Origin of the sequence: Acinetobacter sp. ABJ_C1_1 (assembly GCF_044684115.1) — a bacterium.
Taxonomy (GTDB): domain Bacteria; phylum Pseudomonadota; class Gammaproteobacteria; order Pseudomonadales; family Moraxellaceae; genus Acinetobacter; species Acinetobacter nosocomialis_A.
On sequence record NZ_JBITPU010000008.1, the window covers coordinates 40,744 to 53,337 of the forward strand.

Annotated in this window: 12 protein-coding genes; 10 read left to right on the plus strand and 2 right to left on the minus strand. The window is 38.7% G+C overall.

Features of this window, described 5'->3' with window-relative positions; translation table 11 throughout:
* Nucleotides 1-102 precede the first annotated feature (102 nt).
* The 6 genes from argC (at nucleotide 103) to ACG59Z_RS10990 (ending at nucleotide 6,549) form a co-directional block, all read left to right on the plus strand.
* Nucleotides 103-1,158, plus strand: a complete 1,056-nt coding sequence (gene argC / locus ACG59Z_RS10965; protein WP_081401274.1) for an N-acetyl-gamma-glutamyl-phosphate reductase — start codon at nucleotides 103-105, stop codon at nucleotides 1,156-1,158.
* A gap of 75 nt (nucleotides 1,159-1,233) precedes the next feature.
* Nucleotides 1,234-1,992, plus strand: coding sequence for a DUF6776 family protein (locus tag ACG59Z_RS10970; RefSeq protein WP_263614982.1), 759 nt, complete (start codon nucleotides 1,234-1,236; stop codon nucleotides 1,990-1,992).
* A gap of 9 nt (nucleotides 1,993-2,001) precedes the next feature.
* Entirely contained in the window at nucleotides 2,002-2,415 is a 414-nt protein-coding gene (gene clpS, locus ACG59Z_RS10975) for an ATP-dependent Clp protease adapter ClpS (protein ID WP_001260033.1), read from the plus strand.
* A gap of 9 nt (nucleotides 2,416-2,424) precedes the next feature.
* Nucleotides 2,425-4,701: an ATP-dependent Clp protease ATP-binding subunit ClpA gene (gene clpA / locus ACG59Z_RS10980; protein ID WP_263613848.1), complete on the plus strand. Its 2,277-nt coding sequence runs from the start codon at nucleotides 2,425-2,427 to the stop codon at nucleotides 4,699-4,701.
* Between the two features lie 3 nt (nucleotides 4,702-4,704).
* Nucleotides 4,705-5,067 (plus strand): YnfA family protein, encoded by a 363-nt coding sequence (locus ACG59Z_RS10985; protein ID WP_107972808.1) that lies wholly within the window; start codon nucleotides 4,705-4,707, stop codon nucleotides 5,065-5,067.
* A gap of 426 nt (nucleotides 5,068-5,493) precedes the next feature.
* Nucleotides 5,494-6,549, plus strand: coding sequence for a 3-deoxy-7-phosphoheptulonate synthase (locus tag ACG59Z_RS10990; RefSeq protein WP_400199324.1), 1,056 nt, complete (start codon nucleotides 5,494-5,496; stop codon nucleotides 6,547-6,549).
* Between the two features lie 49 nt (nucleotides 6,550-6,598).
* Here the strand turns inward: ACG59Z_RS10990 and ACG59Z_RS10995 are convergent, their stop codons facing one another.
* Both ACG59Z_RS10995 and ACG59Z_RS11000 read right to left on the minus strand, forming a co-directional pair.
* On the minus strand, nucleotides 6,599-7,516 hold the full coding sequence (locus ACG59Z_RS10995; protein ID WP_304400444.1) for an alpha/beta fold hydrolase: 918 nt from the start codon (nucleotides 7,514-7,516) through the stop codon (nucleotides 6,599-6,601).
* Nucleotides 7,517-7,518: 2 nt separating this feature from the next.
* Complete coding sequence (locus ACG59Z_RS11000) at nucleotides 7,519-8,079, minus strand: PadR family transcriptional regulator (protein ID WP_400199327.1); 561 nt, start codon at nucleotides 8,077-8,079, stop codon at nucleotides 7,519-7,521.
* A 135-nt stretch (nucleotides 8,080-8,214) separates the two neighbouring features.
* Here ACG59Z_RS11000 and ACG59Z_RS11005 point away from each other — a divergent pair, with 135 nt between their 5' ends.
* From ACG59Z_RS11005 to ACG59Z_RS11020, 4 genes are all read left to right on the plus strand, one after another.
* On the plus strand, nucleotides 8,215-10,239 hold the full coding sequence (locus ACG59Z_RS11005) for an FAD-dependent oxidoreductase (protein WP_400199328.1): 2,025 nt from the start codon (nucleotides 8,215-8,217) through the stop codon (nucleotides 10,237-10,239).
* Nucleotides 10,240-10,308: 69 nt separating this feature from the next.
* Complete coding sequence (locus tag ACG59Z_RS11010; RefSeq protein WP_400199329.1) at nucleotides 10,309-10,716, plus strand: nuclear transport factor 2 family protein; 408 nt, start codon at nucleotides 10,309-10,311, stop codon at nucleotides 10,714-10,716.
* A gap of 37 nt (nucleotides 10,717-10,753) precedes the next feature.
* A complete protein-coding gene (locus ACG59Z_RS11015) occupies nucleotides 10,754-11,470 on the plus strand; it encodes an SGNH/GDSL hydrolase family protein (RefSeq protein ID WP_400199330.1) in 717 nt (238 codons plus the stop codon).
* A 19-nt stretch (nucleotides 11,471-11,489) separates the two neighbouring features.
* Nucleotides 11,490-12,584 (plus strand): YheT family hydrolase, encoded by a 1,095-nt coding sequence (locus ACG59Z_RS11020; protein ID WP_400199331.1) that lies wholly within the window; start codon nucleotides 11,490-11,492, stop codon nucleotides 12,582-12,584.
* The last annotated feature ends 10 nt before the right edge of the window (nucleotides 12,585-12,594 follow it).

Below are 12,594 nucleotides of genomic sequence, written 5' to 3' on the forward strand. Positions count from 1 at the left end.
ACGCTAAAAAATAAAAAAATTAAAATTACCAAGCATGAAATGGTTTTGTAAGCCTGGACATCCTGTCATACTACCGCAAGTATAGATTCAATATTTGAGGTAATGCACGTGATTTCTGTCGGAATTGTTGGTGGAACTGGTTATACAGGCGTTGAACTATTACGTATTTTATTACGACATCCAAAAGCGCAGGTTCGAGTTCTGACTTCACGTACAGAAGCAGGCAAACCAGTTGCTGATATGTTCCCAAACTTACGTGGGCATACAGATCTTCAATTTTCAGATTTAAACATTGATGCACTAAAAGAATGTGATGTTGTATTCTTTGCGACCCCACATGGTGTTGCGATGCAGCATGCAAAAGATTTGATCGAAGCAGGGACCAAAGTTATTGATTTGGCAGCGGACTTTCGTTTGCAAAATCTTGAACAATTTGAAAAATGGTATGGCATGGAACATGCGTGCCCAGACGTACTAAAAGATTCTGTTTATGGTTTAACTGAGTTAAATCGTGAAAAAATTAAACAGGCTCAAGTCATTGGTAATCCAGGTTGTTATCCAACAACTGTTCAATTAGGTTTGGCTCCACTTTTAAAATCTGCACAAGCATTGATTGAAACCAAAAATATTATTATTGATGCAAAATCAGGTGTTTCTGGTGCTGGCCGTAAAGCAAGCTTAGGCATGATTTACAGTGAAAATGCCGATAACTTTAAAGCGTATGGTGTTGCAGGTCACCGTCACCATCCAGAGATTGTCGAAGCTTTAGAAAATATTGCTGGGCAAAAAGGTGGCTTTGATGGCCTTTTATTTGTACCACATTTGGTACCCATGATCCGTGGTATGTTGAGTACAATTTATGTGGACTTGACTGAGGCAGGTAAGCAAGCAGACTTACAAGCTTTGTATGAAAACTTCTATGCAAATGAAAAATTTGTAGATGTCATGCCTGCGAATAGTTCACCTGAAACACGCAGTGTGCGTGGAGCAAATGAATTACGTATTGCTTTGTATAAACCACAACCAAATAAACTCATTATTTTGGCGGCTCAAGATAATCTTGTAAAAGGTGCATCTGGTCAAGCTGTACAAAATATGAACCTTATGTTTGGCTTTAATGAAGACGAAGGCTTACAAGGGATTGGTTTATTACCATAAAAAACTCTTTTTTGCTTCACACACATTTAAATTTCGATTTAAATGTGTGTCTTGACTCTGATCTTAAACACTGAGATGACGATGCAAAACTCGGAACAGACGACTTCTGTAGAAAGTTCGTTGCAAAAGAAAAAATTTTTAAACACCAATAAGCCTTTGTTTATTGGTGCTGCTATTTTAATGAGTGGTTGTTTTGCGCTCGGCTATACAATTGGGCACCGTCAAGGTTTAACTGTTGTAGGTTACGATGCAGATGCAGAGCAATTGGTTGAAGTAGTGCAAAAACAAAAAACAGCGTTAGATGCAGTTAACAAAAGCCTGAATGCTGCGGTACAAGAGCGTGATGTTGCTGTTACAAATGCGAATGACTTGTTTACAGCACTTAATCAAGCCAATGCTGATAAAACACAACAACAAGGTATGAGTAATATCTATCGTGAAATTTTAAGACAACGTGGTGGATTAAGCTTAACCATTCAGGATTTGGCAATTAAACCATTACCAGAAAATGCTTATGAATATCAGCTTGATCTGGTGCAAGTGAGTCCAAGTAAACGCCGTGCTTCAGGTTCAGTTGAAATAAGACTGATTAAAGATACCGAAGTCTTGGTTGTGCCACTTGAAGATAAGAACTTTAACTTCACTGATTTTGAGCGTTTGACTGGCCGTTGGACAATGCCTAAGGGCTTTACACCTCAATATATTGAAGTGCGTTTAACAGGTGGTTCTGAGACACCAGTGATTAAACGTTTTAGTTGGCAGCGTGGTAAACCTGTCGAAACACCTTCTGCTTTTGTTGCAGAAATTCCTCAAGCTGAAGCAAATTCACAATAGTAACATCATATGCGAACAAATAAGCGTCAAACAAATTTAAAAGATATTAAGGCTTCTTTTCAGCAGTCTGGCTATGTCGATTGGCACTTCAATCCACGCTTAAGTGATTCGCAAAACGAAGATCATGATGGAGAGGTTGTTGTTCAAACAGCACCTCCCGAACTCAAGCGTCCCCCCTTATATGCAGTAGTATTATTGAACGACGATTACACGCCAATGGACTTTGTAATTGAAATTTTACAACAATACTTTGCAATGAATCTTGACCAAGCAACTCAAGTAATGCTAACAGTACACTATGAAGGTAAAGGTACTGCCGGGGTATATCCAAGAGACATCGCGGAAACCAAGGCAAACCTTGTTAATAATTACGCTCGATCGCAAGGTCATCCATTACTTTGCCAGATTGAGCCTAAAGCATAAGGGGGTCACATGCTCAGTCGTCAATTAGAAGTATCATTACGTTTGGCTGTTAGCATGGCTCGTCAAAAGAGACATGAGTTTCTTACAGTTGAACACTTACTATTAGCCTTACTCGATAACGATTCGGCTGTGAATGCATTAAAGGCATGCGGAGCTGATATTGTTTCTTTACGTAAAGAATTAGAAGAATATGTAGAACAACATACTCCTAAGCTTGGCGAAAATAGCGAGCAAGCTCCACATCCAACAGAAAGTTTTGACCGCATTTTGCAACGTGCAATTTTCCACGTGCAATCAAGTGGTGGCGATCGTACTGTCGAAGGTGCGGATGTTTTGGTCGCAATGTACTCAGAGCGTGATTCTTTTGCTGTTTATTTACTTAAACGTCATCAAATTAATCGTTTAACTTTGACTCAATACTTGTCTCATGGGACACGTAAAGACGAAGTTCAGGTTGAAGAAGAAGTTGAAGACATTGAGGGTGAAAGCAACTCAGGCAATGCTGGGCCATTGGAACTTTATACGCTCAATTTAAATGTTGAAGCGCAAAAAGGAAAAACAGACCCACTTATTGGGCGTGAAAAAGAAATTGAGCGTACAGCACAAATTCTTTGCCGCCGTCGTAAAAACAACCCATTACTAGTGGGTGATCCAGGTGTAGGTAAAACTTCAATTGCAGAAGGCCTTGCGTGGCTCATTGTAAATGGTAAAGCACCAAAACCACTGAGCAATGCAGAAGTCTATAGCCTCGACATTGGTGCATTGGTCGCGGGTACAAAATACCGTGGTGATTTTGAAAAACGTTTAAAACAATTGCTTAATGCTTTGAAGAAAAATCCAAACGCGATTTTATTCATTGATGAAATTCATATGATCATTGGTGCTGGCTCAAGTATGGGCAGTACTATGGATGCATCGAATCTCATTAAACCAGCTTTGGCAAATGGTACTTTACGTTGCATCGGTTCAACGACTTTCCAAGAATATCGTCAGGTATTTGAAAAGGATCATGCGTTATCTCGTCGTTTCCAAAAAATTGACGTAAACGAACCAAGCATTTCTGAAACGATTGATATTTTACGTGGCTTGAAAACTAAGTTTGAAGATTTCCATCACGTACAGTATGACGACAAAGCTTTGGTTTCTGCGGTTGAGCTTTCTGCGAAATTTATTAATGATCGTTTCTTGCCAGATAAAGCAATTGATGTCATTGATGAAGCAGGTGCACAACGCCGCTTAAAAGCAGAAAGTGAAGACAGCTTAATTACTGTTGAAAATATTGAAGACATCGTTTCTAAAATTGCGCGTATTCCGCCTAAGACTGTGTCTAAAGATGATAAATCGGTACTTGAAAATCTTGAGCGTGACCTAAAACGTGTTGTATTTGGTCAAGATGAAGCAATCACTGCATTGGCTTCTGCAATCAAGTTGTCACGTGCTGGTTTGAAATCGCCAGATAAGCCTGTTGGTAGCTTTGTATTTGCTGGTCCAACGGGTGTTGGTAAAACTGAAGTCACTAAGCAATTAGCGAAATTGTTAGGTGTTGAGCTTGTTCGTTTCGATATGTCTGAATATATGGAACGTCATGCTGTTTCTCGCTTAATTGGTGCTCCTCCGGGTTATGTAGGCTATGACCAAGGCGGTTTGCTCACAGATGCGATCCATAAAAATCCACACTGTGTTTTATTGCTGGATGAAATTGAGAAAGCACATCCTGATGTGTTTAATCTGTTGTTGCAAATCATGGATCATGGTGCGTTGACTGACAATAATGGCCGTAAGTCAGACTTCAGAAATGTCATTATTGTATTAACTACAAACATTGGTGCAGAAAGTATTTCCCGTGCAAGCATTGGATTTACCGAGCAAGACCATAGCTCGGACAACCAAGAAGCAATGAAACGTGCATTCTCACCAGAGTTCCGTAACCGTTTAGACAGTGTTATTCAGTTCAAAGCTTTACCAACCACAGTGATTGAATCTGTAGTTGATAAGTTCTTAACAGAACTACAAGCACAGTTAGATGAAAAACGTGTAGTTCTAGATGTAGATCAAAGTGCACGTGACTGGTTAGCAACCAATGGTTATGACCGTTTAATGGGTGCTCGCCCAATGCAACGTCTCATTCAAGAACACTTGAAGAAACCATTAGCTGAAATGATTCTGTTTGGTGAACTTGCAGATCATGGCGGTAATGTGGCGGTATCAGTGAAGAAAGAAGATGGCAAAGCAGTTGGCCTAAAACTTGAAGTTTTTGAAGATCACCACACGGCAGAACCAGCTTAATTTATGTTAATTGATAGTCTTTCTATAACCCGAATACTCAGTGTGTTCGGGTTATTTATTATTACTGCAATCGCTGAGATTTTAGGGTGTTACTTTCCTTATCTTATTCTAAAAGAAGGAAAGTCCGCTTGGTTGTGGTTGCCGACAGTCTTAAGTTTAGCTGTCTTTGTTTGGTTACTTACATTACATCCAGCAGCCTCTGGACGAATTTATGCGGCCTATGGTGGTATTTATATTTTTACTGCGCTGATGTGGCTTCGTTTTGTAGATCAGGTTGCTTTAACAAGATGGGATATTTTAGGTGGCTTTATTGTGCTTTGTGGTGCAAGTTTGATTATTTTACAGCCGCAAGGATTAATTCGTTAATTATGAAAGTGGTCAATTAAGTTTTAAGTGAAAAAGTAAGAAATATTTTCGCAAAAAACACTTGTCAAACTCATCAACAATGCGTATTTTAGATTTAAGGAACATTTTTTAATATTTGAGATAAAGATGTTAAATCAATCTGTGAATTCTAACGCTTACTTTTATTTCTGGCAATTTAGATAGTTGCCTGAGCGTATTCGGGCACGAAAGTTGCCCATCACAGTTAATACCTGATCGGCAACCCCGATCAGGTTTTTTTATGCTTTATCTTTTTCAAATCGAGGAATTCAAAATGAACAACATGACTTATTCATACTTTAGTAACTTTTATTGGTTTTACTTTTGCCTACCTTTGCCAACGAATAGATCCAAAACGCTCAAATAAATGATCGGACTGATTCGGTTTCAGTCCAAAGGAAAAGACCAATGAATGCTTTAAATACTTTACTAACTCAAAGTAATACAAAAGAAACGCCAGTTAGTTTACCTGTCCAATTAAAAGCTAAATATCCGCTTGTGCAGACCTTCGCACGTCAAATTGCAGAACACCGTCAAATTATTCAAAATATTCTTGCTGGTAAAGATCAGCGCTTAATGGTTATTACAGGACCATGTTCAATTCATGACCCAGTTGCGGTTCTTGAATACGCAGAAAAACTGCAAAAATTACAAGAAAAAGTAAAAGATCAAATATTCATTGTAATGCGTGCTTATATTGAAAAGCCGCGTACAACTGTAGGTTGGAAGGGTTATATGTATGATCCAAATCTTGATGGATCATCTAATCTACAATTAGGTTTAGAAAAATCACGTGAGCTTTATTTACAAATTATTGAAAAGGGTTTGCCAATTGCGAGTGAAATTCTAAGCCCAATGGCAACGGGTTATTTTGATGATTTATTGGCTTGGGGCGCAATTGGTGCTCGTACCAGCGAATCTCAGATTCACCGTGAAATCTCAAGTCATATGCCATACAGCATTGGTTTCAAGAATGGTACAGATGGCTCAATTCAAATTGCTTTAGATGCTATTCAGTCGGCACAAAATGAGCATCAGTTTCTTGGTATGAATCAGCAAGGTTTACCTTCTGTCATTCAGAGTGCTGGTAATCCATTGCCACACTTAATTTTGCGTGGAGCCAATCATGGTCCTAATTATGATTTAGCTTCAATTCAGGCAATACGTGAAAAACATAAACAAAATCTTCCTGCCTTAGTCATTGACTGTAGTCATGGCAACAGTGGTAAAGACCCTTTACGTCAGCCAGAGGTTTTGCAGCAAATCGTTGCTGAACGCTTAAAAACTCAGGTGAAGGGTGTCATGATTGAAAGCCATTTAGTTGATGGTAATCAGAAGATTTCATGTGAAATGATTTATGGTCAGTCAGTGACAGATGGTTGTTTAGGATGGGATAAAACTGAACAACTTTTATTAAGTGTTGCTGAACAATTAAAAGCAAATGAGTTAGCTCATTCTGCTTAATGATTTATTGGTTTAAAAAAGGATCTGTTTTAGCAGATCCTTTTTTATTTTAAGAAGCTTGTTTAAGCTCAGACAAGAACGTCGTGATTTCATGACCGAACTTTTTCGGTTCGGTTAGTAATGGCGTGTGGCCTGATCGTTCGAAATAAATTGCTTTTGCATGTTCAACGCTGTGTGCAATAAGTGTTTGACCAGTTTCTGGGTAAAGTGTCGAATTACGTCCGATAAAGAAAGTTGTTGGGCACTGTAGTTGCTGAAGCGCTTCACGATAATCTTCATTGTGGAAAAGATAATTTTCGACATACCAAAATAAATAATCTAAACGTTGAATCGGTAGCAAATACTTCTGTAAAAATGGTTGTTTTAATGCAGTTTTAAAAACAAAAGGACTAAATGGATTGCTACTTTGCAATTCAATAAAATCTACCCATAAACGTACCAATTCTTGGCGGTCTGGAAGCGCTAATTCATAAAGATACTTAGCATTTTTGTGCTTTGATAATAATTGATAAATATCATTGAGTAGTTGTTTGAATTGGGCATGTAAAGGGCCGAATAAACCATATTGCCATGTCGAATCTACAGATATTTTTGGTGTTTGATCTATGTGTAAATACGCTTTTAACTGCTGTGCGAGATGGGCATGCTTCATACCATGCATTGCAGTGGTGGCACCCATTGAGTAACCCATTAAAATAAAGTTCTCAAGTTTTAGTTGCTCAATTAAATGAGCAACATCTTGCCAGTGACTTGATATGGCATCTTGGTCGGGAATTGCACAGTTTTTTGAACCGCCAAAACCACGCCAGTCAGGAATAATGAACTCATATTCTTTGCGATTTGCATAGATAAACGGTAGCCATTGCCAACTCTGCATGCCTAAGCCAGATAATACTAATACCGGTTCACCACGACCAACACGGCGTACAAATAAACTTTCCTGATCGGGCATAGTGTAATAAGGCATGGTTATTCTCCAGATACGTTATCTTGAGCAAAAAGTTTTAATTGAGGAATGACTTGTTCTAACCATTTAATCCACTCAGTTTCCATGGTAATACCGAGTTCCAAAATCATTTTGTGGATATATAGCACTCGGTTATTCAAGCTATCGCTATCTTTAAAATCTTTATCGTAAATACTTTGGTAAAGCTTGAGCTTTTCTTGGTGTAAACCAAGATGTCGTAACAGTTCGGGTAATATTTGATTATTGCTCAATTGCGCCTCAGCACGCAATCTTACCATTAAGTCGTCTCTAAGCTGTGCAGGTTCACTTTGCTGTGTCATCCATGAAGCGAGTTCTATACGCCCAAGCTGTTCGACCTGATAAGTTTTTTTTCGGCCACTATCCATCTCATTTTCTAAAGTAGAGACCCAGCCTTTTTTAAGCATGTTGTTGAGTTCACGATAAATTTGCTGATGTGTGGCATTCCAGAAAAAGCCCATAGAACGGTCAAAACGGCGGGCAAGTTCAAAGCCTGTACTTGGTCGTTCTAATAAGCTGGTCAGTAAAACATGAGGAAGTGACATGGCAATCCGTTTGTAAGCAAAAGTAAAGTATGACTCATAAGATTATGCAACATGTTGCATAAAAGTCAAAATTTGATTATAAATTTGTGCAACAAGTTGCATTAAGCAAGCAGATTAGCAAGCCAAGGAGTTGTTATGTCGTTATATCCACATTTATTAAAACCATTAGATTTAGGTTTTACGACATTAAAAAATCGCGTATTGATGGGGTCTATGCACGTTGGACTAGAAGAGGCACCTGGTGGTTATGAGCGCATGGCAGCTTTTTATGCGGAACGTGCTAAAGGAGATGTGGGATTAATCGTAACAGGGGGTATTGCGCCCAATGAAGCAGGTTTAACCTTTGCTCATGCTTCTAAGTTGGATAGCACAGAGGAAGCCGAAAAACATAAAGTCATTACCGAAGCCGTCCATGCTGCTGGCGGGAAAATTGCATTACAAATATTACATACAGGCCGATATTCTTATCAGCCAGAAATTGTTGCACCTTCGGCAATTCAAGCACCAATTAACCCAATTAAACCTAAAGCAATGACTTCTGCTGAGGTTCAACAAACCATTGATGACTTTGCAAACTGTGCGAAGCTTGCTCAATATGCCGGCTATGACGGCGTTGAAATTATGGGCTCTGAAGGTTATTTAATTAACGAATTTATTGCAGCCAGAACAAACCATCGTGACGATGAATGGGGTGGTAGCTATGAAAACCGCATTCGTTTTCCTATTGAGATCGTAAAACGCACACGTGAAATAGTCGGTGAAAACTTTATTATTATTTACCGATTATCAATGCTTGATTTGGTTGAAGGTGGTTCTACTTTAGAAGAAGTGATTCAACTTGCTAAAGCGATTGAAAAAGCTGGTGCTACGATCATTAATACGGGTATTGGCTGGCATGAAGCTCGTATTCCAACAATTGCCACCAAAGTACCAAGAGCTGCATTTACTTGGGTCACTGAAAAATTAAAAGGTGAAGTTTCAGTTCCATTAATTACCTCAAACCGTATTAATACACCTGAAATGGCTGAGCATGTATTAGCATCGGGTCATGCTGATATGGTTTCAATGGCACGTCCAATGCTTGCAGACCCCGAGTTTGTTTTAAAAGCCAGTGAAGGCCGTAGTGATGAAATCAATACGTGCATTGGTTGTAACCAAGCTTGTCTCGACCACATTTTCTCTATGAAAATTGCAACATGTCTAGTTAACCCTCGTGCATGTTATGAAACTGAACTGATTTTTAAAGAAGCTCAAAATCAGAAGAATATTGCTGTCATTGGTGCAGGGCCAGCAGGTCTCAGTTTTGCTGTATATGCGGCAGATCGTGGACACCAAGTTAAAATCTTTGAAGCAAGCCATCAAATTGGTGGTCAGTTTAATATCGCTAAAACTGTACCTGGTAAAGAAGAGTTCTACGAAACATTACGTTATTTTAATCGTCAAATTGAATTACGCCCAAACATTGAGCTTGTATTAAATCATAAAGCAACTTATGAAGAGTTAAGTCAATCAGGCTTCGATGAAATTGTAGTTGCAACTGGTGTAACGCCTCGTCAATTAAAATTTGAAGGTATTGATCATCCAAAAGTGTTGAGCTACTTACAAGTACTTAAAGAGCGTGTACCTGTAGGTCAGCGTGTTGCCATTATTGGTGCAGGAGGTATTGGTTTTGATACAGCTGAGTACCTAACCCATGAAGGTGAAAGTGGTAGTTTAAATCCTGAAAAGTTCTATGAAGAATGGGGGATTGACACTCACTATGAACATGTTGGTGGTTTAAAGCAGCCAAAAGTTGAAGCTTCTGAACGAGAAATCTATTTGTTACAGCGTAAAGCTTCTTCAGTCGGTGCGGGACTAGGTAAAACGACTGGTTGGATTCACCGTACAGGGCTTAAGAACAGAAATGTGAAAATGTTGGCAGGCGTACAGTATGACAAAGTCGATGATCAAGGTCTTCATATTACTGTTGACGGAAAACCAACAGTACTTGAGGTTGATAACGTGGTGATTTGTGCGGGTCAAGAATCATTTACTGCTATGTATGACCAATTAAAAGCAGATGGCAAAAATGTTCATTTGATTGGTGGTGCTAAAGAAGCAGGTGAGTTGGATGCTAAACGTGCTATTCGTCAAGGTGCTGAACTAGCAGCGGTTCTTTAATGAGTGAGGTGAGCACTGTCTTGGGTAAGAGAGTGCTCATTACGAAAACCAATTTGAAGGAAAAGAAAAATGACACTTGAAACAACGAAACAGTCATTAGAAAAATGGCACGATATGATTCAATCAAACGACTTATCGAACTTAAATGATTTGCTGGCAGATGAAGTTGTTTTCCGTTCACCAGTCGCTTATAAGCCTTATGAGGGAAGAGAAGTTGTTTTCTTTATTCTTACGAATGTGATTCAGGTATTCGAAAACTTTACATATCATCGTGAGTTTTACACGGAAGATGGCGAAAATGTAGTGCTAGAGTTTAGTGCAAATGTAGGTGATAAATCATTAAAAGGGATTGATATGATCCGTTTTAATGAGCACGGTAAAATTATTGATTTTGAAGTAATGATTCGTCCAATGAGTGGTTTAGCTGCATTGGCTGAGCAAATGGGTATAAGAATTGCTCAATTCAAACCTCAATAATTTTGTTAAATAGTCTAAGAGTCTTGAGGTATATAAAATGTGGTTAAAACTTTCAACATTGCTTTTATTGCCCGTATTATTTGTACAAGGCAGTAAAGTTCGAAAGAACACGCCACGTTTAGCAGAAGCCAAAGGTGAACGAGAAGGTAGCATTGGTCAAGGCAAGCCTTTATCTCTGCTTATTTTAGGAGATTCTGCTGCAGCAGGTGTAGGTGTGGAAACACAAAAAGATGCCTTATCTGGTGCAATTATTCAGGAACTGCAAAATGAATTTTCCCTACAATGGAAACTTCATGCTAAAACAGGTGATACGACTCGACAAGTTTTTCATGCTTTGCAGCATTTAGAAGAGCAGAAGTATGATGTGATTGTGACATCTATTGGTGTAAATGATGTCACAAAGCTGACTTCTGCTAAATCATGGGTCAAACAACAGAAGCAATTATTTGATCATATTCAGAAACGATTTCAGCCAAAGCTGATTATTGTTTCTGGCGTGCCTCCAATGCAACATTTCCCAGCTTTACCTAATCCATTGGCTTGGTTGTTTGGGCAATATGCAGAGCAAATGAATCAAAAATTACAACAATGGTTGGCGCCACAGAGCCAATTTGAGTTTCTTCAATACGATATTGAAACTTTTCAAGCCATGAATTTGCCAATGGCAAGTGATGGTTTTCATCCAAGTAAGGAAGTTTACGTAATTTGGGGAAAGCAGGTTGCTGCTTTGGTACGGCAATCATTTAACTCATAGTCATAGGTAGTCATTGGATATGGGCATATCTGTTTTTAATAAAATTAAAGATTTCGGTTCTGAGCTGTTCGATTTAGTGGTAGGTGCTGAGCATCCAAAAGTTTATTATGATCCTCAAGGACAAATTAAAGATATTCTGGATAAGCTACCTCAACTTAAACAGAAATACCGTCCTACGCCTTGGTTGACGAACAGTCATGTCCATTTACTCTATTTTGATCTTATTAGAAAACAGACAATAAAGCTGGAATATGATCGGATTGATCAACTCACTATGAATGACGGAGGTGTTACCGCAATTGCTTGGTATGGTTACAATTTACCAGCAGATACACCAACGATTGTAATTATGCATACCATTACAGGTACACCTGAGAGTATGCGTGAGTTGGTACGTGATTTAAATCAATATACTGGCTGGCGAATTGCACTGTGTCTACGCCGTGGTCACGCTGGTTTGCCAATGCCTGTGCCGCAAATTTCTCTTTTTGGATCTACGCGTGATCTAAAAGAACAGCTTAATCATATTCAAAGTCTATTTCCGGCATCGGACTTATATGCGGTAGGTTCATCAGCAGGTACAGGTCTGCTTGTTCGCTATTTGGGTGAACAAGGCGAAGATACACCTTTTAAAGCTGCTTTTGCGATGTGCCCGGGTTATAACACTGAAATTGGTTTTAAAAATGTTCATCCTTTTTACAGTAAAATGATGACTAAAAAGCTCTTTAAGTATTTTATTTATCCGTATCAAAATACGTGGAGCAAAATAGCATCTTTAGAAAAAGTCTTATCGACAACCAATTTAGAAGAATTTGAAAAAGAATACTTCGAAATGGCTGGTTTTCAAGATTACGAGACTTACTGTAAATCTATTAACCCGATTTATGTTTTTGAGAATATTAAAATTCCATTAATGATTCTGAATGCAGAAGATGACCCTGTTTGTTCTATTAAAAATTTAGAACCTTACAAAGAGCCAATTCAGCAAATGAGTACTGTGGCTGTAGTGACAACTAAAAAAGGAAGTCATTGCGCATTTTATGAAGGGTGGCGTAGCACGTCATGGGCCGCACGTCTGATGTCTGATTATTTTTTAATTGAACGTAATAAATAGACAATCATCA